We start from the raw sequence: 23,742 nt of genomic DNA on the forward strand, positions 1-23,742 counted from the left end.
TAACGGAAAATGTCCAAGATCTCAGCGGCTCGCGGGCGGCGAGGGTCCCGGCCCGCCTCGCCGCGTTGGGTACCGCCACCTTGAGCGAGGCCGGAATGGAGCCACCGGTCGGCGGAAGATCAGGTTTCGGAGCGGGCGGCGGTGAGGGCGGCGGCCATCGCGGGGCGGGGGGCGGGTGTGTTGGTGAACTGCTCGAACTGGCCGATCGCCTGGGCCAGCAGCAGGTCGAGGCCGGAGACGATCCGGCAGCCGGCGGCCTCGGCGGCGGCGGCCAGCGGGGTCGGCCACGGGTCGTAGATCGCGTCGAAGACCACCGTGCCGGCGCGCCAGGGCACCCTGCCGGCCAGCTCGTCGGCGGCCCCCTTCGGCACGGTCGAGATCAGCACATCGACACCGGCCAGCCCTGACGCCTCGGCACGCGACACATCCGGCCACGGTGCGCCGGTCATCGCCACGCCCAGGGCGGCGGCGACCGGTTCGAGTTCGGCGACCGCCGCCGGGCGGCGCGCGATCACGGTCACCGCGGCCGCGCGCAGCCGGGCCGCCGCCGCGAGCGCCGCCCGGGCGGTACCGCCCGCGCCGAGCACGGTGACGGTGGCACCGGGGCGTACGCCCGCCTCGGTCAGCACCTCGACCATGCCGGTGACGTCGGTGTTGTCGGCGTACCAGGAGCCGTCGGGACGGCGTACCAACGTGTTGGCCGCACCCACGGCGGCGGCGACCGGCGAGACCTCGGCGGCCACCGTGAGCGCCGCCTCCTTGCCCGGCATGGTCACCGACAGCCCGGCCCACTCCGGGCCCAGGCCGGCGACCAGGGCCGGCAGCTCCGCCGCCGCGCACTCGATCCGGGTGTACGACCATCCGGTCAGCCCGGCGGCCGCGTACCCGGCATTGTGGATCACCGGGGAGAGCGAGTGGGCGATCGGCTTGCCGAGCACCGCCGCCCGGTGCACCACCGTCCCGCGCCCCGACGCCTCGGGCGCCGACGCCTCAGCTGCGGACGACGCACGCCCTGACTCAGCCACCATCACTCCTCGACACCAGCGGGCACACCTGTCGCCTAGCATCCAACAATGTCTGACAGCAGTCTGCGCCACCGCAAGGGCGAGATCACCCTCACCGTCCGAGGTCCCGACCGGCAGCCGCTCGCCGACCAGGTGGTGACGGTCGCGCAGGACCGGCACGCCTTCGCCTTCGGCAACATCGGTTTCGACTTCGTCGACCTGGTCGGCGGCCCCGCAGAGGAGACCACGAGCGTCGAGAGCTTCGGCGGGGACAGCCGGCTGGACCTCGACCGGCTCGGCGAGCTGTGGCTCGACGTGTTCAACACCGCGACGCTGCCGTTCTACTGGGGTCGCTACGAGCCACGGCGCGGCGCGCCCGACACCGAGCGTCTCACCGCCACCGCCCGCTGGCTGGCCGAGCGCGGCGTCACCGTCAAGGGTCACCCGCTGGTCTGGCACACCGTGCAGCCGTCGTGGCTACTCGGGCTGGAGCTCGACGAGGTCGAGCGGCTGCTGCGGGCCCGCGTCCGCGACCTGGCCGGCGGCTTCGCCGGCCTCATCGACACCTGGGACGCGATAAACGAGGCGGTGATCATGCCCGTCTTCGCCAACGGCGACAACGCGATCACCCCACTGGCCCGGGCGCGCGGCCGCATCCACCTGGTGCGGTTGGCGTTCGAGGAGGCGCGGGCCGCGAACCCGGCGGCCACCCTGGTGCTCAACGACTTCGACCTCAGCTCGGCGTACGAGTGTCTCATCGAGGGAGTCCTCGAGGCCGGCGTGCGCATCGACGCGATCGGCCTGCAGACCCACATGCACCAGGGCTACCGGGGCGAGGAGTACATGCGGCAGATGCTGGACCGGTTCGCCCGGTACGGGCTGCCGCTGCACCTGACCGAGACCACCCTGGTCTCCGGGCACCTCATGCCGCCCGAGATCGAGGACCTCAACGACTACCAGATCCCGCACTGGCCGAGCACTCCCGAGGGCGAGGCGCGGCAGGCCGAGGAGGTCGAGCGGCACTACCGGTCGCTGCTCGCCCACCCGGCCGTCCAGTCGATCAACTACTGGGGGCTCACCGACCGGGGTGCCTGGCTCGGCGCGCCCGCCGGACTGGTCCGCACCGACGGCAGCCCGAAGCCGGCGTACGACACCCTGAAAGCGCTGGTCAAGGGCGAGTGGTGGCTGTCGCCGACGGAGCTGCGCACCGGAGCCGACGGCACCGTCACCGTCGCCGGCTTCCTCGGCGACTACACCGTCGCCGTCGGCGACCGCGCCACCCGCTTCACCATCGACGCCCCCGACACCACCGCGACGGTCGACCTGTCCTGACCACGGCGCCGCCGGCACCCGTCAGCGTGGGAGCCGGTGCGGGACGTGTCACCGCCACCCGCCCGGGCGGCCGGCGTCAGAGGACGCCGGCCTCCTTGGCCTTCTCGATGTTCGCCAGGTGCTTGTTGTAGTCGTCGGTGAAGGCCGAGTTGCCTTCCTTGTCGATCGCCACGAAGAAGAGCCAGTCACCGGTCGGCGGGTCCATCGCCCCCTCCAGGGCCTCCTTGCCCGGATTGTTGATCGGGGTGGGGATCATGCCCGCCAGCTTGCGGTTGTACGGGTTCTTCGGGTTGTCGAGGTCGCTCGCCGTCATCTGCCCGGAGGTCTTCGCCTCCTGGCCGGTCAGTTCGAAGTAGTAGTTGACCGTGACGTCCATCTCCAGGCAGTTGCACGGGAACGTGCCCGAGTACACCCGGTTGTAGGCGACCCGGGCGACCTTGCCGAGGTCCTTCTTGGTGCCGGCCTCGGCCTGGGCCAGCGACGCCACGATCAGCGCCTCGTACGGGCTGATCCCGCCGCGCTCCTTCTGCACCCGGTCGGCGAACTCCATCTCACCGGTGACGGTGAGGAAATGGTCGACCATCTGCCCGAGGATCTCCTCGGCGGTGGCGTCCGGCGGGATCTCGTAGGTGTCCGGGAAGAGGAAACCCTCGATCGACTTCTTGGGCTTCTTGCCGTCCGTCCGCTTGAACCAATAGTCCGGTACGCCGAGCTTCTCCGGGTCCTTCGCGGCGGCCTCGAACTCCTTGACCGGGATCTCGGTGTGGTCGCTGAGCAGCTTGAAGATGTTCTTCGCGGTGCGCCCCTCGGGGATGGTGAGCCCGTTGACCACCCGGTTCTTCGGGTCGAGCATCGCGGTCAGGGCCAGTTCACCGCTCATCTGCTTGCGCAGCTTGTAGGTGCCGGGCTGGATGTTGCGGCTGCGGGAGTTCTCGTCTGCCGCCTCGATGAACGCCTTGGTGCTCTTGATCACACCGGCGTCGTACAGTGCCACGGCCATGTCGGCGAGGAACGCGCCCTGCGGGATCTGGACGGTCACCTCCTCGGTGCCGCCGCCGTCGTAGTCGGGGGTGACGAAGCGGCTCTGGATCCGGTCGAAGCCGTAGAAGGCACCTCCGCCGATGCCGCCGAGCAGCAGCACGGCCAGCAGCAGGGCCAGGACGGTCTTGCCCCGCCCGCCACCGGACTTGCCGCCCTTGCGGCGGCCCCGGCGGTGCTTGCCCTTCTCCCCCCGCTCCTGCTCGTCGAACCCGAGGTCCAGATCGTCCATCATTGCGTCCGCCTCCGCTGCGCATCCAGCCAGCTCTGCAGGATTTCCACCGCGGCGGCCTGGTCGACCACCGCCCGTTGTCGCTTTCCTCGGACACCGCGCTCGGCAAGCCTACGACTCGCCACGACCGTGGACATCCTCTCGTCGGTGAGCGTCACTGGGACAGGACTTATCACACCGGCCAGTTGACGAGCGTACGCCTTCACGTGCTCCGCCGCCGGGCCATGTCTGCCGGCGAGGTTGACCGGAAGGCCCACCACCACCTCGACGGCCGCGTGCTCGGCGACCAGCGTGGCGAGCTCGGCGAGGTCCGACGGCACCGCGTCTGACCTGGGGTTCTGCTCGCGGGCGAGGGTGACCAGCGGGGTGGCCAGAATGCCGTGCGGATCGGACCGGGAAACCCCGATCCGGACCTGCCCGACGTCCACTCCCAGCCGCACCCCACGGGGCGAGTCGCTCACGCCGTGTCACCTCCCCCGACAGACGCGTCAGGGCGGACCGACCCGGCCCGCCCTGATCCGCTGTGCCGCCGACTCACGCTTCGGCGAGCGCCCGCTCGACCGTGAGCAGCAGTCGGGGCACCTCCGACTCGGGCAGCCCGCCGCCCTGCGCCAGCTCGGGGCTGCCGCCACCACGGCCGGAGAACGCCGCCTTGACCAGGTCGTTCGCGGCGATGCCCCGGCTGCGGGCGGCCGGGTTCACCGCCACCACCAGCGACGCCTTGCCGTTGGCTCGGGCGGCCACCGCGACCACTCCCGGCCGGGACGCCTCGATCCGGCCCCGGATCTCCTGGGCGAGAGTGCGCACGTCGTTGCCGGCCGCCCCCTCGGGCGCCTCGGTGCCCACGTAGGCGACCCCGGACACGTCCTTCGCCTGGGCGGCGAGCGCCGCCGCGCCACCGAGCACCAGCTGCGCGCGCAGCTTCTCCAACTCCTTCTCCGCGTCGCGCAGCTGGGTGACCGTCTGCTCGACCCGGTCGGCGACCTGCTCGGAGGGGACGCGGTACAGCTCGGCGAGGCGGGACACCAGCAGGTGCTCGCGGGCCAGGAAGTTGAACGCGTCCATCCCGACCAGCGCCTCGACCCGGCGTACGCCGGACCCGATCGACGACTCGGAGAGGATCTTCACCAGACCGAGCTGGCCGGAACGGGCCACGTGGGTACCGCCGCACAGCTCCCGGGCGTAGTCACCGACCTCGACCACCCGGACGTGCTCGCCGTACTTCTCACCGAACAGCGCCATGGCACCGATGCGCCGCGCCTCCTCCAGCGAGGTGATGAACGCGTGCACCTCCAGGTCGGCCAGCAGCACCTCGTTGACCTGCTGCTCCACGTCACGCAGCACGCTGGGCGCCACGCCGGTGGCGGTGTTGAAGTCGAATCGCAGCCGGCCGGGCGCGTTCAACGAGCCGGCCTGGGTGGCGGACTCCCCGAGGAAGTTGCGCATGGTCTGGTGCACCAGGTGGGTGGCGGTGTGCGAGCGGGAGATCGCCCGCCGCCGGCTGGTGTCGATCTCGGCGTAGCCGGTCTCCCCGGCCCGCACCTCGCCCCGCAGCACCCGGGCGCGGTGCACGATCAGCCCCGGCACCGGCTGCTGCACGTCGAGGACCTCGACCTGGCCGCCGCCCACCGTGATCATGCCGAGGTCCGGCTGCTGACCGCCGCCCTCGGCGTAGAACGGGGTGGTGTCGAGCACCAGCTCGACGGTGTCGCCCTCGACGGCCGCCGCCCGTTGCCCGTCGGTGCCGAGCACCGCGCGGACGGTGGACTCGCGGGCCACCTCGGTGTAGCCGGTGAAGGTCACCGGACCACCCGCGTCGAGCACCGACCGGTACGCCGACAGGTCGGTGTGCCCGGTCTTGCGCGCCTGCGCGTCGGCCTTGGCGCGGGCCCGCTGGTCGGCCATCAGCCGGCGGAAGCCCTCCTGGTCGACGGTGAGCCCCTGCTCGGCGGCGATCTCCAGGGTCAGGTCGATCGGGAAGCCGTAGGTGTCGTGCAGCTGGAACGCCTTGTCTCCGGAGAGCGCCGGCCGCCCCGCCGACCTCGTCTCGGAGATCGCGGTGTCCAGGATCGTCGTCCCCGCCCGCAAGGTGGCCAGGAACGCGTCCTCCTCGGCGTACGCGTACGCCGAGATCCGGTCGAAGTCCGCGGCCAGCTCCGGGTACGACGGGGCCATGCAGTCCCGGGCCACCGGCAGCAGCTCCGGCAGGGCCCGCTCCTGCCAGCCGAGCAGCCGTACCGACCGGATCGCCCGGCGCATGATCCGCCGCAGCACGTAGCCCCGGCCCTCGTTGGACGGGGTCACCCCGTCACCGATGAGCATCAGCGCGGTGCGCACGTGGTCGGCGATCACCCGTAGCCGCACGTCGTCCGGGTGCGACTGGTTGGCGGCGTGACCCGAGTGCGCGCCGTACCGCTTGCCGGTCAGCTCCGCCGCCCGGTCCAGGATCGGGCGGACCTCGTCGATCTCGTAGAGGTTGTCGACGCCCTGCAGGATCGACGCCATCCGCTCCAGGCCCATGCCGGTGTCGATGTTCTTCGCCGGCAGCTCACCCAGGATCGGGAAGTTCTCCTTGTCGGTGCCCGGACCCCGCTCGAACTGCATGAACACGAGGTTCCAGAACTCCAGGTACCGGTCCTCGTCGACCTCCGGACCACCCTCGGCACCGTAGGCCGGGCCCCGGTCGTAGTACAGCTCGGAGCACGGGCCGCACGGGCCGGGGATGCCCATGGACCAGAAGTTGTCCTTCTTGCCCCGGCGCACGATGCGCTCGTCCGGCACCCCGGTACGGCGCCAGATGTCGTACGCCTCGTCGTCGTCGAGGTAGACCGTCGCCCAGATCCGCTCCGGGTCCAGCCCGAACCCGCCGGCCTCGACCGACTTCGTGGCCAGCTCCCAGGCGAGCGGGATCGCCCCGGACTTGAAGTAGTCACCGAAGGAGAAGTTCCCGTTCATCTGGAAGAACGTGCCGTGCCGGCTGGTCTTGCCGACCTCGTCGATGTCCGGCGTCCGGATGCACTTCTGCACGCTCACCGCGCGCCGGTACGGCGGCGTCTGCTGGCCCAGGAAGTAGGGGACGAACTGCACCATGCCGGCGTTGACGAACAGCAGGTTCGGGTCGCTGATGGCGGGCAGCGGAGCGGACGGCACGACGGTGTGACCGTTCGCCTCGAAGTGGGCGAGATACCGCCGCTTGATCTCCGCCGTCTTCATCGCTGGTGGTCCTCCGGAAAGATCTCTCGGTCGCCGAGACGCGGGTCCTCCCGCAGCTCGGCGAACTGGTCGTCGAACGCCTCGCCCTGGGCGAACGCCTCGTGGATCTCGTGCTCCCGCTCGGCCATCCCGGCGCGTACGTCCGCCACGAAGCTACGCAGTTCCTCGACCAGTCCGCCAGCGGATTGCGACAGGTTGTCGGCGATGCCGGCGGGGGTGTAGGCGTGTGCGGCGCGGGTCGCCTTGCGCACCACCACCACACCGACGGCCAGCCCGATACCCAGCCAGAAAAGGCGCCTCATGCTCGTACCTCCCGGTGCCGTCGGGGTCAGCGGTTCCCGCGCCGGGCGGCGCGCCGCTGAGCCTTGATGGTGTCCCGCACCTCACGCTCGGTCTCGGCGTGCCGGCGGGCGGCGGCGGCCTTGCGCACGCCGTAGCCGAACGCGGCCACCTTGACCAGCGGGTTGGCCGCGGCGGCGGAGACCACGGTGACCAGGTTGGCGACGTTGGCGCTGATGTTCTGCGCGTGGCCGGTCATGGTGTCGACCTTGGCCAGTTGGAGGTTCACCCCGTCGAGCGAGGTCTGCACCTGCTCCAGGGTCACGTTGACGTTGCGTACCGTGGTGTTGACATCGCCGAGCAGCGGGCCCGTCCGGTCGTTCAAATCATTGATCATGCGGGTGGTGGCGTCCACGGTGTGCCGCAACCGCAGGATGGGCAGCGTCAGGATCAGCACCAGCATCGCGAACGCGATCGCCGCGATCAGTGCCGCGACCTCCAAAAAGCCCACGCCAGTCCTCCTCAAACAGTGCTTCGGGGCGCACGATTCCGCCAGCCGTACGACCGTCTCGCCACGTCAACGTCGAGTGACCGGCCGACGACCGGTCACCATCAGCACCTGACCCTACCGTCCGTGATGAGGATCGGCTCAGGACGGTGGTGACGGCGTCAGGTCGCTCAACGGGTCGTCGGTCACTGTCGGGAAGGGATCCTCGCCGGTGAGCGACGGATCGGTGCTCGGCTGTGGCCGCGTCCGCTCGTCGTCGATCGCGTTGCGCACCTTCACCGACACCAACGATCCGGGGCACTCCTGCGCCGCGGTGGCCGGATCGGGGGCCGGCACCACCGCGGGTTCGCCGTCGACGGGCGGCGGCACGCAGGTGCGTTCCCGGACCCAGAGGTCGAGGGTGAGCTCGTCGCGCCGCCAGCAGGTGTAGCTGCCCTTCTCCTCCTGCTCCGGGCAGTAGTTGGGCGTCCACCGCTGCCAACCGTCGCGGGTCAGCGCGGCCTCGTACGCCTGCGCCGTCTCGTCGGGTGACCGGTCGGAGGTGGTGGTGCGTTCCCGCAACCGGCAGTCCAGCAGGCACCACGGGCTGCCGGTGACGTCGTCGACCGGTTCGGTCGCCGCCCAGGCCGGCACGTCGAGCTGGTCGAGTGAGGCGAAGACCGGATCCCGGTTCATGGTCTGCACACCGAAGAACGCGGGAAGTACGCCGAGCAGCAGCACACTGGCCAGCACCAGGACGGCGGCACGCGACCGGGGGGAGCCCGGCACCTGCCGGCGCGGCTGACCACCGTCGCCCGGGTCGCCCTCGGACCGGTCGACGTCGGCGAAGTCCGGCGCGTTGGTGCGTCGGGCCGTCGGTTCCGGGCCGGGGTGCCCGGTGGGGCCGGCCGGTGCCACGACAGCCGCGGCGCGGGCCACCGCCGGAGCCTCGCCGCCGCGCGGCGGCACCGGCGACACGCCGGAGGGTTCGGGGCGCGCCGGGTTCCGGTGCGGCGGCGTGGCCCGGCCGGCGAGCCGCTCCTCCGGGCGCACCGGAGCACCGGCCCGGGCCGTGACCGGCGAGCCGGTCGGTCCGGCGCCGACGCCCCGGCCGGGGTCAGCGGGGCCGATGTCGGGTCGGTGCGGCGACGTCACGGCCGGACCGTCGGGTCGGACCGCGCCGCGCGGCGGAACGCCGGGCGGACCGTCGGGCCGCGCCGCGCCACGCGGCGGAACGCCGGGCGGACCGTCCGGACGCGCCGCACCACGCGGCGGCGCTGCCGGGGCACCATCGGGTCGCGCCGCACCACGCGGCGGAACGCCGGGCGGACCGTCCGGTCGCGCCGCACCACGCGGCGGCGCTGCCGGGGCACCATCGGGTCGCGCCGCACCACGCGGCGGAACGCCGGGCGGACCGTCGGGCCGCGCCGCACCACGCGAAGGCAGATCAGGCGAGCCGTCCGGACGCGCCGCGCCACGCGGCGGGCCGTCGGGCCGGGGTGCCGGGCCGGTGGCACCGATCCGGGGCAGGGTGCCGGCCCGACCTGTCGGCTCACGTCCGTCCGGGCCGGGGACAGTGCCGGCCGGCGGAGTCGGGCGGCCACGTCCGACCGGTGGCCCGTCGGCGCGGCGGGCAGGCCCGGCCACCGGGCCATCCGGCCCCGGCTCGACCCGGCGTCCGTCGGCTGGCGCGGCGCCCACGTTCGGCCGACCGGAAGGGCCGCCGGAGTCCACCCCACGGCGGTCGCCGATCGTCGGCGTACCACCGGAGGGCGTGCCGACCGCACGACCGGGCGGTGTCGCGGGTCGCTTGCTGATCGTGGGCAGTGCCGGGTCGGTGTGGTGCGGTCGTCCGGCCTGCCGGAGCCAGTCGGACGGTCGCTCCGGTCGGGCGGCGCGGCCCTCGCCCGGCCGCCCCGCGCCGGGTGGCGCCTCGGTACCGGCACCCGCCACCGCGTGCCGTCCGGACGGCTCCTCGGCGGCCGCGCGCCGACCCCGGGCGTCGTCGGCGGTCGGTGGGCCCGACTCGGCGCGCCCGGCGGGTGGGATGCGCGCGGGCCCCGCCGCCGGTGGACCGGACGGGACACCGGGAATCGGTGGCGCGTTGCCGGAGAGCGGCACCACCGGCCGTTCCTCCTCCGGCTCGGCGGCACGCCGACGACCGGCCCGCCGACCGCTGGCCGGAGCACCACCGGGTCGGCCGGCGGCGGGCGTCATGCCCACCGCCGTTGAACCGGGAGTCGTCGCCGGCCCGGCTCGTTCGGCGCCCCTCGGGCCGGCCGGGGCGTCGGCCGGGTCCGGCGGCAGGCGGTGGCCGCCGAGCGGCGGCGTGGGGTCCGGCACGCCGGCTGACGGTGGTCCGGCCGGGGCGTCGGCCGGCCGTGGACGACCCGGCCCGGGGAGACGCCCGGACCGGCCGTCGGGGACGCGACCAGGATCGGTGCGGTCTGCCGGAGGCGGGCCGGTGACCGTCTCCGGCGGTGCCGGGGCGCGGCCCGGGTCGGTCGGGGGCAGGCGACGCGGGCCGGCGGGTGCGGCGTTCGGCCGGATGCCCGGCATCCGACGCTGCCCGGGCGGGCCCGCCCCGGGACCGGCCGGCGGGCCCGACACCGGTCCGGGCGGCCGGCCCGCAGCGATCGGTGCCCCGGACACCGGGCCGGCTTCCGGAACCGGCCGGGGGGCGCCGCCCGGAAGCGGCTCACCGGGATGTGGCCGCCGGGTGGCTGGCCCGGCGGCTCCCGACTGCGGTGGCCAACCGGCCGGCGGGGTGTTGGAGACACCGGGCTCGTGACGGGTGGCAGCCGGCGGCGGTGGGACGAACGGCGGGGGGCCCGGGGGTCGTTCCCTGCCCGCGGCGGGCGGGCCGACGGGCGGACGCGGGGGCGGGTTGCCCGGCCAGGGACCGTCGACCGGACGCGCTCGTGGGGGCTCGGCCGGGCCCCGGCCGGGCGGCGGTGGCACCGGTCCGTCCGGCCCCGGATGGTTGACCGGTGCGGGGGCGGGTCGTACGGGCGGCTCCTGGCCGGGGCGCTCCGGCCCACGGCGCGCGGCGGTGGGTGGCTCGACGGCGACGCCGTCCGGGCCCAGCTCGGTGCGCTGCTGCTTGGCCGAACGCAGGTCGTCGATCCAGCCGAAATCCTCGCCGCCGGTCGGCTCCTCCGGGGCGGCCTCGGATCTGCCCCGACCCCACCGGCGGCCCTTGCCGCGCCGCGCGTCCGGGCCCTCGTCCGGCCGGTCCGACGATTTCACTGTTGACCCCTCCCGTCGGCGCTCGCGCCGACCTCTTCGGCCACCTGGGCTGTCGTGGCCGTAGCACGGTCGCCGTCGTCCTCCCCCGACGTCGGCCGGTCCGGCCGACCGCCCCCTGCCGGCTCGTCCGTGCGGGCGGGGGTGGACAGCCCGCGAACGATCCGGCGCAGCAACGGTAGCCGGCCGGCCACCGATCGCTCCGCGCCGTGCTGGCTCGGCCGGTAGTAGTCGGTGCCGACCAGGTCGTCGGGCACGTACTGCTGGGTGACCACACCCCGCTGGTCGTCGTGCGGGTAGCGGTAACCGATGCCGTGCCCGAGACCCCGGGCACCGGAGTAGTGGGCGTCGCGCAGGCCTCGGGGCACCGGCCCGCCCCGCCCGGACCGCACGTCGGCGATCGCCGCACCGATCGCGGTGGTCGCCGAGTTCGACTTGGGCGCGGTGGCCAGGTGGATCACGGCCTGGGCGAGGTTGAGCTGCGCCTCGGGCAGGCCGACGTACTCCACCGCGTGGGCCGCGGCGGTCGCCACCCCGAGCGCCGCCGGGTCGGCCATGCCCACGTCCTCGCTGGCGAAGATGACCAGCCGCCGCGCGATGAACCTGGCATCCTCCCCGGCGACGAGCATCCGGGCCAGCCAGTGCAGCGCCGCGTCCACGTCGGAACCGCGCATGCTCTTGATGAAGGCGCTGGTGACGTCGTAGTGGGCGTCCCCCGCCCGGTCGTAGCGGACCGCCGCGGTGTCCACCGCGCGTTCGGCGGTGGCGAGGTCGATGTGGTCCCTGCCCAGCGCGCCCGTCGAGGCGGCCGCCGCCTCCAGCGCCGTGAGCGCCTTGCGGACGTCGCCGCCGGCCAGCCGGACCAGGTGCTCCTCCGCCTCGGGCGCGAGGGTGAGCGTGCCACCCAACCCGCGCTCGTCGACCAACGCGCGGTGCAGCAGCCCGCGTACCGCCTCGTCGTCGAGGGGTCGCAGGGTGAGCAGCACACACCGGGAGAGCAGCGGGGAGATGACCGAGAAGTACGGGTTCTCGGTGGTGGCGGCGAGCAGCGTGACCGTCCGGTCCTCCACCGCGGCGAGCAGCGAGTCCTGCTGGGTCTTGCTGAACCGGTGGACCTCGTCGATGAAGAGCACCGTCGGTGGACCACCCGAGCGCCGCTGTCGCCGCGCCGTGTCGATCACCGCCCGGACGTCCTTGACGCCGGCGGTCAGCGCGGACATGGCGACGAAGCGCCGGTCCGTCGCGGCGGCCACCAGGTGGGCGATCGTGGTCTTCCCGCTGCCCGGCGGCCCCCAGAGGATCACCGACATCGGCGCGCTGCCGGCCACCAACTGCCGCAGCGGCGCACCGGGGGTGAGCAGGTGCTCCTGGCCGATCAGCTCGTCCAGACTGGCCGGACGCATCCGGACCGGCAGCGGCGCGTCCGGCCCGGCCGGGGTGAACCCGCCGACGCCACCGGAACCCGCCTGCGCACCGGGTGCTGCGGCGGGTTCACCGAGGGTGAACAGGGCGTCGGACTCCATCACGAGAACAGTACCGGGCTCGGCCGACAACGCCGGAATCGCGCCGTCGACCAAGCCCGGGGTGATCGTTCCCGGTCAGCCGCGGCCCGGGCGGCGGCCCCGGTACCAGCGGCCACCACCGCCGCCCGGACCCCGGCCGACGCCGGCCAGGTAGAGCGAGAGCAGCAGCAGGCCGATCAGGACCAGGGTGTTCCAGTTGAACAGGTCGGGTGCGCCGAGTTTGGTGTCCAGCAGGTCGAGCAGCAAGGCGAAGCCGAAGACGACGGCTGCGGCGATGGCGAGCATGACGTACCTCCGGTGGGGGTTGCCAGTAGGTCGGCGCGGGATGTACCCGATCGGTCCGCTCGCCAATCTCCAACCATGACGACCTACGCTGGCGACATGATCGTCGCCGACGAGGCCCTCGACGGGCGCGACGCCATCCTGGCCGCGACGGGCCGTCATCCCTTCGTCCGGCATTCGCTACCGGATCACGCACCGGCGCGTGGTTGGCGACGCGCCGGAGCCGTGGGCTGGCTGCTCACCGTCGAACACGGGCCGATCGGAGGCGTGATCGGCGCCGCGGAGCCGGCGATCGACCTGGTCGGCGCGGTGGCCGCGGCGGGGAGGGTCGGTGCCGGGCGGTGGGTTCACCTGCCCCGTACGGACCCCGCGCCGCTCGGGCCGGCCGTGACCGGTCACGAGGACTGGGACTTCCTCTGGACGACAGGCGCGCCGCCGACGCAGCCCGGCGAGGATCGGGTGGTCCGGCTGACCGAGGCGGACCACCCGGCCCTGACGGCGCTGATCGACGAGGCGTTCCCGACCAGCACCGCCCGCCCCGGCGATCCGAGTGTGCGCCACTGGTACGGCATCCGCGACGCTGACCGGCTGATCGCCTGCGGCGCCGACCGCACCCGGGGTGAGGTCGGCTTCCTCGCCGGGTTGACGGTGGCACCGCGGCACCGGGGGCGCGGTCTGGGTGCGACGATCACCGCCGGGATGACCCGGGTCCTACTGGCGCGGTACGACATGGTGGCGCTGGGCGTCTACCCGAGCAACCTGGCGGCGATCCGGCTCTACCGGCGGCTCGGCTACACCGGCACGTTGCCGCTCACCTCGGTCCGCTTCGCCTGACCGTCGTCGATCCGTCGCGCCGGGTCGTCGTCCCGCCCCGGCTGACCGTCGGCCGAGGCGGCCGTCCGGGCGGCCCGCCAGGCGGGCAGGTACAGCGGCGCGGCGACCGCCAGCGCGACCGCACCGACGAGCATCGCGGTGCTCACCCCGGCCCGGTCGCCGATGAAGCCGAGCAGCACCGCGCCGACGGCAGCAGCCGGCATGGCCATCATGGAGTTCACCGAGATCACACTGGTCCGGTACGGGCCGTCGACCTGCCGATGCAGGAGCCCCATGTGCAACGGGTTCGACGCGCCGTGCACGGCATAGCAGGCGACGAAGGCGACCAGCACCCCGACCGGGCCGGCGAGCAGCCCCATGCCGACGACCGTGATCCCCTGCACGACCCGTAGCAGGGCGGCACCGGGCGCGGCGCCGAGCCAGCGGAGCAGCAGTGGGGTGGCGGCGGCGCCGCCCGCCGAGGCGAGCCACGCCGCCGTGCTGGCCGGGCCGAGCAGCGCGGCGGCCCGGTCGGCGTCTCCCACCACCTCGGCGAGGCGGACCGGCAACAGGTTCTCGAAGGTGACCATGCCGAAGCCCCAGAACAGCTCGACCGTCACCAACGCGAGCAGCACCCGGGAGCGACGCAGCAGACCGAAGGCCTCACCAACCATGCGCGGCGCCTGGCGTAACGACGATCGCAGGGCATCCGTGCCGACCGCCGAGCGCTGCTCCACCAGCAGCGCCAGCAAACCCGTCAGGGCGATCGCCTGCAACAGGAGCGCCACCACGACCGGCGTGGTGAGGGCGCTGACCGGCCCCACCGGGCCGAGAGCCACCAGGCCGCCGCTGAGCAGCGCGCCAGCGGCCATGCACAGGCCGAGGACCATGCCGGCCTGGCCCAGACCCTTCTCGTACGCGGCATCCGGGTCGACGGCGAGGGTGGAGTCGACGTACCAGGATTCGAGCGGGCCACTGTCCAGGGCACGGAACACGCCCTGCATCGCCCAGACGGTGGCCAGCAGGACCAACGAGTCGGCGACCAGCAGGAGCGCCAGCGAGGCGAGTCCGACCACGTTCGCCACCACCAGCACCGGCTTGCGGCCCAGCGCGTCGGCGAGGCCGCCGGTGGGCACCTCAAGGGCGAGCACCACCACGCCCTGCGCGGCGACGGCCAGACCGATCTGGGTGAGACTCAGCCCGCGCTCCTGCATGAGCAGGATGAACACCGGAATCAGCAGACCGACCGGCAGCCAGCGCAGACCGTGCAGAACCAGGAAGCGGCGGCGGATCTGGGTGACGGTGAGGGTGCTCATCGGGCGTCCCGGACCAGGGGAAAGCCGGCGACGAAGAGAATGACCTGCTCCGCGTCGGGCCCGGCTGGTGCGTCACGGTACCGCTTGACCACCGCCGACAACTCGTCGTTGAGCGAGCGCAACTGGGCGGGCGAGAGGGTGAGCAGCGCGTCGCTGAACTCGACGGCCTGACGCCACTCGCGCGGCCGGTCGTGCTGCACGCCCACCCAGCGCTGGGCGAACTCGGCCACGAACTGGAAATGCCTGCGCTGCACCCAGTCCGCCGCGTCCCGGGCCGGCGGGTCGTCCTCGAAGTCGGTGGGCTGCCACGAGCTGATGTCGTGGGCGGCCCGCCAGTAACGCCGGCGCCCGACGCCCTCCGCCGGCTCCTCGACGACCAACCCGACCTCGGCCAGGTGGCGCAGGTGGTAGCTGGTCGCACCGGTGTTGGTGTCGAGTTCGGCGGCCAGGTCGGTCGCGGTCGCCGGTCCGCCGATGCGCAGGGCGCCGAGCAGCTGGACACGGAGCGGATGGGCGAGTGCCCGGATCTGCCGTGCGTCGATGTGCACGACGCTCGGCGCGGCGGTGGTCGACGGCTCCTTCATGAATGCACACTAGCTGTGCACACTACCTATGCACAAGTGTTGTGCATAGGTGCCATGGATAGCCGCACCGGCTGTCCGCGACTCATCAGCAGGTGAGCAGCTCCGAGACGCCGCGCAACCGGGTGCGGAGCAGGCCGGCGGCGCGGGTGGAGTCCAGGCGTACCTGGGTGGGACGCACCACCCCGGCGGCGGCGCCGGTGGTGGTCTTCAGGCCGGCCGGGTCGATGCCCTCCCGGCGGTTCACCAGCAGGCCCAGCTCGGCCCGGCTGACCGCGTCCGGGCCCGCCACGTTGAGCGGGCCGGCGACGTCGGAGTCCACCAGTTCCAGCACGGCGGCGGCGAGGTCGCCGACGTCGATCGGGCAGCGCAGCTCGTCGCTGAACAGCGTCGCCCGACCGGCCAGCGCGTCCCGGCAGAGCTGGATCTGTTTGCTCCCCTCGCCGAGGATCAGCGAGGTACTCACCAGCACGGCACCCGGGTCGACGGCCCGCACCGCCGTTTCCGCCGCCGCCTTCGCCGCCCCGTACGGGAAGATCGGCGTGGGCGGGTCGTCGTCGGCGTACGCCTCGGGTCGCCCGGCGTGCAGGGCGTCGCTGGAGAGATGCACCAGCCGGGCCCCGACCCGGGCGGCGGCGTACGCCACGTGTGCCGCCCCGTCGGCGGTGACCGCCCAGTCGCCGTACCGGTAGGGGGTGGCGACCACGGCGTCCGGGCGTACCGCCGTGACCAGGTCGACCACCGCGGCCCGGTCGGTCACGTCCAGCCGACGCACCTCGACACCCGCCACCCCGACCTCACCGGAGTGGCACGTCCCCACCACCGTCCACCCGGCGGCAATCCCCCGCCGACAGACCTCCCGGCCCAGGAACCCACTCCCACCCACCACCAGCACCCGCACCGTGGCCCCCTCACCCACCGCCCGCTCCCGCACCTGTTGACCAAGAAGTTCGCGTCGCCAGATCGCCCAGATCATGACGCAAACTTCTTGATCAACGGGGCCGGGAGCCCGGGGGCCGGGTGGGTCAGGTGGGGTCGGCTACGGGGGCGGCGGGGCCGGCGGTGCCCTGGTGAGACGGCGGCGGCGGGGGCTTGGGCTTGGCGTCGATGCCGGCCTCGGTGCGCTGCTGGGCGGTGATGGGGGTCGGGGCACCGGTCAGCGGGTCGAAGCCACCCCGGGTCTTCGGGAAGGCGATCACCTCGCGGATCGAGTCGGCCCCGGCGAGCAGCATGCAGACCCGGTCCCAGCCGAACGCGATGCCGCCGTGCGGCGGCGGGCCGTAGCTGAACGCCTCCAGCAGGAAGCCGAACTTGTCCTGCGCCTCCTCGGGACTGATGCCGAGCAGGTCGAACACCCGCTGCTGCACGTCGCGGCGGTGGATACGGATCGAACCGCCGCCGATCTCGTTGCCGTTGCAGACGATGTCGTACGCGTACGCCAGGGCCCGGTCCGGTGCCTCCTCGAACCGGTCCATCCACTCCGCGTTGGGCGAGGTGAACGGGTGGTGTACGGCGGTCCAGCCCCCTTCGTCCGTCCGTTCGAACATCGGCGCGTCGACCACCCAGCAGAACGCCCAGGCGCTCTCGTCGACCAGGCCGGCCCGCCGCGCGATCTCGATCCGGGCCGCGCCGAGCAGTTCCTGTGCCGCACGCGTCTCCGCGCCGGCGGCGAAGAAGATCGCGTCGCCCGGCTTGGCACCGACCGCGTCGGCCAGCCCGGCCAGGTGCTCGGCCGACAGGTTCTTCGCCACCGGCCCCCGTGCCTCGCCGGTCTCGGCGTCGAGCACCACGTACGCCAGCCCCTTGGCGCCACGGGCCTTGGCCCAGTCCTGCCAGCCGTCCAGTTCCTTGCGGGTTTGGGACGCGCCACCGGGCATGACCACCGCGCCGACGTAGCCGCCCGCGTCGATGGCGGCGGCGAAGACCCGGAACTGGGTGCCGCGCAGGTAGTCGGTCAGCTCGGTCAGCTCGACGCCGTAGCGCAGGTCGGGCTTGTCCGAGCCGTACCGCGCCATCGCGTCGTGCCAGGTGATGCGCGGGATGGGCCGGGGAATCTCGTGGTCGGCCAGCTCCGACCAGAGTGCGGCGACGATCGCCTCACCGAGGTCGATCACGTCGTCCTCGGTGACGAAGGACATCTCGATGTCGAGCTGGGTGAACTCCGGCTGCCGGTCGGCCCGGAAGTCCTCGTCGCGGTAGCAGCGGGCGATCTGGTAGTACCGCTCCATCCCGCCGACCATCAGCAGTTGCTTGAACAGCTGCGGCGACTGCGGCAGCGCGTACCAACTGCCCGGCTGCAGGCGCACCGGCACCAGGAAGTCACGGGCGCCCTCCGGCGTGGACCGGGTCAGCGTCGGCGTCTCGATCTCCAGGAAGTCCCGCTCGTGCAGCACCGTGCGGGCGAGCTGGTTGGCCCGGGACCGCAGCCGCATGGCCCGCGCCGGGCCGCCGCGCCGCAGGTCGAGGTAGCGGTACCTGAGCCGGACGTCGTCGCCGGCCACCACCTGGTCGTCCACCGGCAGCGGCAGCGGCGCGGCCTCGGAGAGCACCTCCAGCTCGGCCGCCGTCACCTCGATCTCGCCGGTGGGCAGCTCCGGGTTCTCGTTGCCCTCAGGCCGCCGGGTGACCTCACCGACGACCTTGACGCAGTACTCGTTGCGCAGCGCGTGCGCGTCCTCCTCGCGCAGGACCACCTGCACCACGCCCGAACCGTCGCGCAGGTCGACGAAGATGACACCGCCGTGGTCGCGCCGGCGGGCCACCCACCCGGCGAGCGTCACCGTGGTGCCGGCGTCCGTCGCGCGCAGGCTGCCGGCGTCATGGGTACGGATCACGACGTACGTCTCCCTCGTCTTGCCCTACGTCTACTCCCCGGCATTCTGTCAGCACCTACCCGTCGACGTTTCCCGGGTGCGCGGACCAGGGCCCGGTCGACACCTGCGGTGACGGACGGGCACTCCGTCAGCGCGTCCGGCTCACGGACACGACCCTCGGGTCCGAGGAGTAGCGGCGGGCGACCTCGGCGGCGTCACCGGCGGTGGCGCCGGGATCGAACACCACCTCCAGGCACGAGGTGTACGAATCGTCGTCCAGCCCGAAGCCGGCGATCACGTGATCGGGATCGAACGGGCGGCTCTCCTGCACCAGCTCGTCGACGGCCTCGTCCGACCGCGCGCACACCACCGCCTCGGGCTGGATGCCGCCCCAGGCCAGGGCCGGAGCCGACGCGCCGATGGTGAGCAGGAGCGCCGCCGCCACGCCGATCACGGTGGCCCGCCCGAGCGCCGGCCGGCTCACCGACGAGGCCCGCAGCGCCGGCCGGCTCGACGGCAGGGCCAGCGCACCGAGAGCGGCCAGGGCGTACGCCCACAGCGCCCGCTTGTCCGCCGTGTCGTACAGGGCCAGCGCCACGACGCCGGCACCGATGGTCTGGGTGACCAGGGCGACCACCCGGAATTCCGGCCGGTCGACGACCTGTGCGGGTATCGCGGCGAGCGCACCGAGCACCAGCAGGAGCCCGACGAACCAGGAGGCGTGCCATTCCCGACGCGCGTCCACGGCGAGCAGCACCCAGGCCAGCAGCTGCCCGCCCACGAAGATCGGCGCGCGCAACCGCGCCAGGAGTCGTACGACCATCGGCCGACAGTAATCGAGGGAAGGCGATCCGGGACAGCGGTGCGGGCCGCCGGAGGAGGAATCCGGCGGCCCGCTGGCGGAGGAGGTACTCCCGGAGGCAGGTCAGAAGATGCTGACGCCGTAGCGGCTCAGCGCCTCGGTGACCGGCTGGAAGAAGGTGGTGCCGCCGGTGGAGCAGTTGCCGCTGCCGCCGGAGGTCAGGCCGAGCGCGGTGCTGCCGCTGAACAGCGAACCGCCGCTGTCGCCGGGCTGGGCGCAGATGTTGGTCCGGATCAGGCCGGAGACCGAGCCCTCGGCGTAGTTGACCGTGGCGTTGAGCGCGGTCACCGAGCCGCTACGCAGGCCGGTGGTGCTGCCGGAGCGCTGCGCCGACTGACCGACGTACGCGTTGCCGGCGCCGGTGATGTCCCGGTAGCTGCCGTTGTAGAGGTAGACGTTGCCGGCCGCGTTGCCCGAGTTGTTGTGCCGGACGATGCCGTAGTCGTTGCCCGGGAAGCTGGTGCCCGCGCGGGTGCCCAGCAGGGAGGTCTGGCCCGAGTTGCTGTACCAGCTCGACGAGATGTTGGTGCAGTGCCCGGCGGTGAGGAAGTAGTAGGTGCTGCCGCTGCGCACGTTGAAGCCGAGCGAGCAACGCCCGCCACCGCCGGCGTAGATCGCCTGGCCGCCGGAGATGAGGGTGCTCAGCGGAGCGGCCCCGGCCTCGATGCGCACCGCGCCGTTGGTGCGCGCGGCGGCGGCCTTGACCTGCTCCAGCTTGGCGCCGGTGACGGTGGTGTCGACGGAGATGACGACCTGGTTGGTGACCGGGTCGGTCCACCAGGCGGTGCCGGGGATCTTGGCCAAGCGCTCCAGCACGGCGGTGGCGCGGTTCAGCTCCGCGGCGCCGCGCTTGACGACCTTGACCTTGGCGCCGGCAGCGGCCGCCTGACGGGCGGCGGCGACGTCGGTGACGGCGACGACCATCTTGCCGCTGGCGTCGGCGTAGGCACCGGCGGCGCGGTCTCCGAGCCGGTCGGCGAGCGCGGTCGCCGCGTCGGGCGAGACGCTCCCGGGTGCCGCCTGGGCGGGGGTGCCGGCCAACACGCCGGCGACCAAGGTTCCGGCTGCGGCGACGGTGACGACACGGCGGAGCATTGACCTCGTGGGTCGCATGTAACAGCCTCCCGATATGGGGGATGAGGCCCTGTCACGTCGACAGGGACGGGGGCAGCTCGACCACCTGGGGAAATGGCCAAGCGAGGGAAAGTATTCACATATTTAAGATCGTAAGCAAGACCTGGGTATGCCCGAATTCACCCACCGGCAATCCGTAACAGGGCGGACACATACGAAGACCGGGGTGTCACACGGTCAGTACGACCTCGTGTGACACCCCGGACCAGGAGAGCGATCTCAGCGGTTACGACCGCACCGGCTCAGCTCACCAGCGGCTTGAGATCCTCACGAGGCGGCGTCCACTCCCCCGACGCGGCGGCCACCTGCTCGCCGGAACGGATGTCCTTGACCTCGTCGGGCGCGCCGTCCGCCCCCGGGAACCAGACGTACGGGATGCCGCGCCGCTGCGCGTACCGGATCTGCTTGCCGAACTTCGCCGCGCTCGGCGACACCTCGGTCGGGATGCCCCGGGAGCGCAACGCCCCCGCGACGGAGTCACTTGCCGGCCGCAGTTCCTCGTTGGTCACCGCGACCAGCACGCAGGTCGGCACCTCCCGGGACACCGACAGCGCGCCCGCGCCGAACAGCAGCCCCAGCAGGCGGGTCACCCCGATGGAGATACCCACCCCGGGGAAGCGGGCGTTGCCGGCGCTGGCCAGGTTGTCGTACCGGCCGCCGGAGCAGATCGAGCCGAAGCGCTCGTACCCGATCAGCTGCGTCTCGTAGACGGTGCCGGTGTAGTAGTCCAGACCACGGGCGATCCGCAGGTCCGCCACGCAGAGGCCCGGTGAGTGCGCGGCGGCGGTCTCCATCACCCGGACCAGTTCCTCGACCCCCTCGTCGAGCAGCGGGTGGCTCACCCCGAGCGCGCGCACGGCGTCGGCGAACGAGGCGTCCGGCGCGGCGATCTCGGCAAGTGACAGCACCGCCTTGGCCTGCGCCTCGCTCGCCCCGGCGGTGGTCGCCAGCAGCTCCGTGACCCCGGCCGGGCCGATCTTGTCGAGCTTGTCGACGGCCCGCAGCGCCGCCTCCGGGTCGGTCAGGCCGATACCCCGGTAGAAGCCCTCACAGATCTTGCGGTTGTTGACCTGGATGCGGACCGGCGGGATCGGCAACGACCGCAGCGCGTCCCCGACGACGAGCGGCATCTCCGCCTCGTGGTGCGGCGCCAGGGTGTCCCGGTTGACGATGTCGATGTCGGCCTGGACGAACTCCCGGTACCGCCCCTCCTGCGGGCGCTCGCCCCGCCACACCTTCTGGATCTGGTAGCGGCGGAACGGGAAGGCCAGCTTGCCGGCGTTCTCCAGCACGTACCGGGCGAACGGCACGGTCAGGTCGAAGTGCAGACCGAGCGCGTCGTCGCCCGCCGGGCCCTCCGGGTCGCCGTGCAGCCGGCGGATCACGTAGACCTCCTTGGAGGTCTCCCCCTTGCGCAGCAGCTGGTCCAGCGGCTCGACCGCGCGGGTCTCCAGCGGGGCGAAGCCGTACAGCTCGAAGGTCGACCGGATCCGGTCCAGGACGTACTGCTCGATCATCCGCTGGGCGGGCGTCCACTCCGGGAAGCCGGAGATGGGCGTGGGCTTGCTCATGACGTACTCCCTCGGCAGCCGCGCGCTGCGCGGCAGGGTCTGCTGGCGATGCCGCGCGGTCCGCGCGGTGCGGTCTCGACGCGGCCGTTACAGGCCGCGGCTGGGTGCCGCGGGTCGCGCGCCGCCCAACTCCGCCACCTCGGCGAGGTACGGGTTGGTGGCGCGCTCGCGGCCGATGGTGGTCGCGGGGCCGTGGCCGGGCAGCACGACGGTGTCGTCGGCCAGCGGGAGGATCTTGTCCCGCAGGCTGGTGAGCATCGTCGGCATGCTGCCACCCGGCAGGTCGGTGCGGCCGATCGACCCGGCGAAGAGCACGTCCCCGGAGAGGCAGAGCTGCTCCGCCTCCCACCGCGAGCCCGCGCCGGGCAGCCGGAAGAGCACCGACCCGCCGGTATGGCCGGGCGCGTGGTCGACGGTGATCTCCAGCCCGGCCAGGGCGAGCGTCGTACCGTCGGCCAGCTCGGCCACGTCGTCGGGCTCGGCGTACGGCAGTCGCCCGCCGAAGAGCTGGGTGAGATCCATCGACAGCGCCTTGGCCGGGTCGGCCAGCAGCTCCCGGTCGTCCGGGTGCACGTACGCGGTGATCCCGCGCGCCCCGCACACCGGCGCCACGGAGAAGGTGTGGTCCAGGTGGCCGTGGGTGAGCAGCACCGCGGCCGGGTGCAGACGATGCTCGGCGAGCAGCGCGTCGAGCCGGTCGATCACCCCGATGCCGGGATCGACCACCACGCACTGTTCCCCCGGCGCGGTGGCGACCACGTAGCAGTTGGTGCCGAAGGCGTCCGCGGGAAAGCCGGCCACGAGCACGTCCGCTCCCCTTTCCGTCGAGTCGTCCCCTCCGGGCAGCCTACCGGCGTCGAGGTCCGGCCGGCCCGGCCCGCCGCCCCCCGGGCGAGGCACTGACGGATCCCGATGCGGAAGGGCACCGACCTCGTACACCACTTTCCCAGCCGGTACCCGTACACTCTGGCGGGCGTGTGGCGTGGCACACCTGCCGCCCGACAGGTACACGACCACCGGGTGACGACCAGGGTAGAGGAAAGGGGAGCACGGGTGGCTTCCAGCAGGGACCGGCAGCGCAAACTGGCGCGGGCCAAGCTCGACCGGCAACTGGCCCGCCGGGCCGCCGCCGCCAGGCGTCGCCGACGCATCCAGGCCGGTGTCGGCACCGCCCTGATCCTGGTGCTGGTCGTCGCCGGCTCGGCGTGGGCTCTCGGCGCGTTCGACAGTGAGCCGACCGAGGACACCGCGGCCGACGAGGTCTGCCTCTGGACCCCACAGAACACCGAGGGCAACGCCAACCTCAAGGATGTCGGCGAGCCCCCGACCACCGGCCTGCCGGTCACCGGCACCCGGCCGATGACGATCGTCACCAACCAGGGCGCGCCGATCTCCGTCGAGTTGGATCTCGCCAGCGCCCCGTGCGCCGCGGCCAGCATCGCCCACCTGGCCAGCCAGTCGTTCTACGACAACACCAAGTGCCACGAGATCACCACCGACGGCGCGGTGCGCTGCGGTGACCCCAGCGGCACCGGTCTGGGCGGCCCGGCCTACTCGTTCTACAACGAGAACGTGCCGACTGCCCCGGAGGCGTCGCCGGAGCCGAGCCCGTCTCCGGACGAGCCACCGACGTACCCCAAGGGCACGGTCGCGATGATCTCGAACCCGCCCGGGGCCAACGGCAGCCAGTTCCTGATCTTCTTCAAGGACTTCACCCCGACCGAGGAACCGCAGTACCCGATCATCGGCCGGGTCACCGAGGGTCTCGACGTCGTCGAGAAGATCGGTGCCCTGCCGACGGTGGACAATGGGGCCGGGGAGAAGGTCAAGCCGGAGAACGACGACGTGGTCATCCAGAGCCTGACCGTCGGCGAGCCCGTGCTGGACCCGGCGTCGCCCGCCGATCCGGCGCCCTCGGGCACGCCGAGTCCGGAACCCTCCGGCGCGCCCGAGGCCAGCGCCAGCGCCGGCTGACCACGCGCGACCAGGAACCACCCCACCACAGCGGCATCCACA

The 23,742-nt window shown here is 73.0% G+C and carries 20 protein-coding genes; 3 read left to right on the plus strand and 17 right to left on the minus strand.

Annotated features, from left to right (window positions below):
- Window positions 1-119: 119 nt before the first annotated feature.
- On the minus strand, window positions 120-956 hold the full coding sequence (locus tag O7605_RS09305) for a shikimate dehydrogenase (protein WP_269742577.1): 837 nt from the start codon (window positions 954-956) through the stop codon (window positions 120-122).
- A 117-nt stretch (window positions 957-1,073) separates the two neighbouring features.
- Between O7605_RS09305 and O7605_RS09310 the strand changes: the two genes are divergently transcribed.
- Complete coding sequence (locus O7605_RS09310; RefSeq protein ID WP_269738797.1) at window positions 1,074-2,336, plus strand: endo-1,4-beta-xylanase; 1,263 nt, start codon at window positions 1,074-1,076, stop codon at window positions 2,334-2,336.
- 76 nt (window positions 2,337-2,412) lie between these two features.
- On the opposite strand, the gene mltG is transcribed toward O7605_RS09310, so the two are convergent.
- The 8 genes from mltG to O7605_RS09350 form a co-directional block, all read right to left on the minus strand.
- Entirely contained in the window at window positions 2,413-3,609 is a 1,197-nt protein-coding gene (gene mltG / locus O7605_RS09315) for an endolytic transglycosylase MltG (RefSeq protein WP_269738798.1), read from the minus strand.
- Window positions 3,606-4,067 carry a Holliday junction resolvase RuvX gene (gene ruvX / locus O7605_RS09320; protein WP_269738799.1) on the minus strand — a complete coding sequence of 154 codons (462 nt, stop codon included), beginning with the start codon at window positions 4,065-4,067 and terminating at the stop codon, window positions 3,606-3,608. Before ruvX ends, mltG begins: the two co-directional genes overlap by 4 nt.
- 73 nt (window positions 4,068-4,140) lie before the next feature.
- Window positions 4,141-6,819 (minus strand): alanine--tRNA ligase, encoded by a 2,679-nt coding sequence (alaS, locus tag O7605_RS09325; protein ID WP_269738800.1) that lies wholly within the window; start codon window positions 6,817-6,819, stop codon window positions 4,141-4,143.
- Window positions 6,816-7,121, minus strand: a complete 306-nt coding sequence (locus tag O7605_RS09330; RefSeq protein ID WP_269738801.1) for a hypothetical protein — start codon at window positions 7,119-7,121, stop codon at window positions 6,816-6,818. The genes alaS and O7605_RS09330 overlap by 4 nt, the downstream gene beginning before the upstream one ends.
- A 26-nt stretch (window positions 7,122-7,147) precedes the next feature.
- Window positions 7,148-7,609, minus strand: coding sequence for a DUF948 domain-containing protein (locus O7605_RS09335; RefSeq protein WP_164445188.1), 462 nt, complete (start codon window positions 7,607-7,609; stop codon window positions 7,148-7,150).
- A 138-nt stretch (window positions 7,610-7,747) separates the two neighbouring features.
- A complete protein-coding gene (locus O7605_RS31845; RefSeq protein WP_332317171.1) occupies window positions 7,748-8,374 on the minus strand; it encodes a hypothetical protein in 627 nt (208 codons plus the stop codon).
- Between the two features lie 2,456 nt (window positions 8,375-10,830).
- Window positions 10,831-12,354 carry a replication-associated recombination protein A gene (locus tag O7605_RS09345; RefSeq protein WP_269738803.1) on the minus strand — a complete coding sequence of 508 codons (1,524 nt, stop codon included), beginning with the start codon at window positions 12,352-12,354 and terminating at the stop codon, window positions 10,831-10,833.
- Window positions 12,355-12,429: 75 nt separating this feature from the next.
- On the minus strand, window positions 12,430-12,639 hold the full coding sequence (locus tag O7605_RS09350; protein ID WP_093404409.1) for a hypothetical protein: 210 nt from the start codon (window positions 12,637-12,639) through the stop codon (window positions 12,430-12,432).
- Between the two features lie 75 nt (window positions 12,640-12,714).
- On the opposite strand from O7605_RS09350, the gene O7605_RS09355 reads away from it, so the two are divergent.
- Complete coding sequence (locus tag O7605_RS09355; protein ID WP_269738804.1) at window positions 12,715-13,470, plus strand: GNAT family N-acetyltransferase; 756 nt, start codon at window positions 12,715-12,717, stop codon at window positions 13,468-13,470.
- Here O7605_RS09355 and O7605_RS09360 read toward each other — a convergent pair.
- From O7605_RS09360 to O7605_RS09395, 8 genes are all read right to left on the minus strand, one after another.
- Entirely contained in the window at window positions 13,428-14,765 is a 1,338-nt protein-coding gene (locus O7605_RS09360; RefSeq protein ID WP_269738805.1) for an MFS transporter, read from the minus strand. The genes O7605_RS09355 and O7605_RS09360 overlap by 43 nt on opposite strands.
- On the minus strand, window positions 14,762-15,349 hold the full coding sequence (locus O7605_RS09365; protein WP_269738806.1) for an ArsR/SmtB family transcription factor: 588 nt from the start codon (window positions 15,347-15,349) through the stop codon (window positions 14,762-14,764). The genes O7605_RS09360 and O7605_RS09365 overlap by 4 nt, the downstream gene beginning before the upstream one ends.
- A gap of 85 nt (window positions 15,350-15,434) precedes the next feature.
- Window positions 15,435-16,247 carry a sugar nucleotide-binding protein gene (locus O7605_RS09370; protein ID WP_269742578.1) on the minus strand — a complete coding sequence of 271 codons (813 nt, stop codon included), beginning with the start codon at window positions 16,245-16,247 and terminating at the stop codon, window positions 15,435-15,437.
- 124 nt (window positions 16,248-16,371) lie between these two features.
- Window positions 16,372-18,180, minus strand: coding sequence for an aspartate--tRNA ligase (gene aspS / locus O7605_RS09375; RefSeq protein WP_269738807.1), 1,809 nt, complete (start codon window positions 18,178-18,180; stop codon window positions 16,372-16,374).
- A gap of 127 nt (window positions 18,181-18,307) precedes the next feature.
- Window positions 18,308-18,982 (minus strand): hypothetical protein, encoded by a 675-nt coding sequence (locus tag O7605_RS09380; protein WP_269738808.1) that lies wholly within the window; start codon window positions 18,980-18,982, stop codon window positions 18,308-18,310.
- A 102-nt stretch (window positions 18,983-19,084) separates the two neighbouring features.
- Window positions 19,085-20,134, minus strand: coding sequence for a S1 family peptidase (locus tag O7605_RS09385; protein ID WP_269738809.1), 1,050 nt, complete (start codon window positions 20,132-20,134; stop codon window positions 19,085-19,087).
- A 263-nt stretch (window positions 20,135-20,397) separates the two neighbouring features.
- The gene (gene hisS / locus O7605_RS09390) at window positions 20,398-21,726 is read right to left on the minus strand and encodes a histidine--tRNA ligase (RefSeq protein ID WP_269738810.1); all 1,329 of its coding nucleotides are present in this window, start codon (window positions 21,724-21,726) and stop codon (window positions 20,398-20,400) included.
- A gap of 87 nt (window positions 21,727-21,813) precedes the next feature.
- Entirely contained in the window at window positions 21,814-22,533 is a 720-nt protein-coding gene (locus tag O7605_RS09395) for an MBL fold metallo-hydrolase (protein WP_269738811.1), read from the minus strand.
- A gap of 246 nt (window positions 22,534-22,779) precedes the next feature.
- Between O7605_RS09395 and O7605_RS09400 the strand changes: the two genes are divergently transcribed.
- Complete coding sequence (locus tag O7605_RS09400; RefSeq protein ID WP_269738812.1) at window positions 22,780-23,700, plus strand: peptidylprolyl isomerase; 921 nt, start codon at window positions 22,780-22,782, stop codon at window positions 23,698-23,700.
- Window positions 23,701-23,742: the final 42 nt, after the last annotated feature.

Origin of the sequence: Verrucosispora sp. WMMA2121 (genome assembly GCF_027460185.1) — a bacterium.
Classification (GTDB): Bacteria; Actinomycetota; Actinomycetes; order Mycobacteriales; family Micromonosporaceae; genus Micromonospora; species Micromonospora palythoicola.

Excerpts from the sequence above, each read along its gene's own strand:
- O7605_RS09310 (WP_269738797.1), top strand. The coding sequence starts at position 1,074 with ATGTCTGACAGCAGTCTGCGCCACCGCAAGGGCGAGATCACCCTCACC.
- mltG (WP_269738798.1), bottom strand. The coding sequence starts at position 3,609 with ATGATGGACGATCTGGACCTCGGGTTCGACGAGCAGGAGCGGGGGGAG.
- alaS (WP_269738800.1), bottom strand. The coding sequence starts at position 6,819 with ATGAAGACGGCGGAGATCAAGCGGCGGTATCTCGCCCACTTCGAGGCG.
- O7605_RS09330 (WP_269738801.1), bottom strand. The coding sequence starts at position 7,121 with ATGAGGCGCCTTTTCTGGCTGGGTATCGGGCTGGCCGTCGGTGTGGTG.
- O7605_RS09345 (WP_269738803.1), bottom strand. The coding sequence starts at position 12,354 with ATGGAGTCCGACGCCCTGTTCACCCTCGGTGAACCCGCCGCAGCACCC.
- O7605_RS09350 (WP_093404409.1), bottom strand. The coding sequence starts at position 12,639 with ATGCTCGCCATCGCCGCAGCCGTCGTCTTCGGCTTCGCCTTGCTGCTC.
- O7605_RS09355 (WP_269738804.1), top strand. The coding sequence starts at position 12,715 with ATGACGACCTACGCTGGCGACATGATCGTCGCCGACGAGGCCCTCGAC.
- O7605_RS09360 (WP_269738805.1), bottom strand. The coding sequence starts at position 14,765 with ATGAGCACCCTCACCGTCACCCAGATCCGCCGCCGCTTCCTGGTTCTG.
- O7605_RS09365 (WP_269738806.1), bottom strand. The coding sequence starts at position 15,349 with ATGAAGGAGCCGTCGACCACCGCCGCGCCGAGCGTCGTGCACATCGAC.
- O7605_RS09380 (WP_269738808.1), bottom strand. The coding sequence starts at position 18,982 with ATGGTCGTACGACTCCTGGCGCGGTTGCGCGCGCCGATCTTCGTGGGC.
- O7605_RS09385 (WP_269738809.1), bottom strand. The coding sequence starts at position 20,134 with ATGCGACCCACGAGGTCAATGCTCCGCCGTGTCGTCACCGTCGCCGCA.
- hisS (WP_269738810.1), bottom strand. The coding sequence starts at position 21,726 with ATGAGCAAGCCCACGCCCATCTCCGGCTTCCCGGAGTGGACGCCCGCC.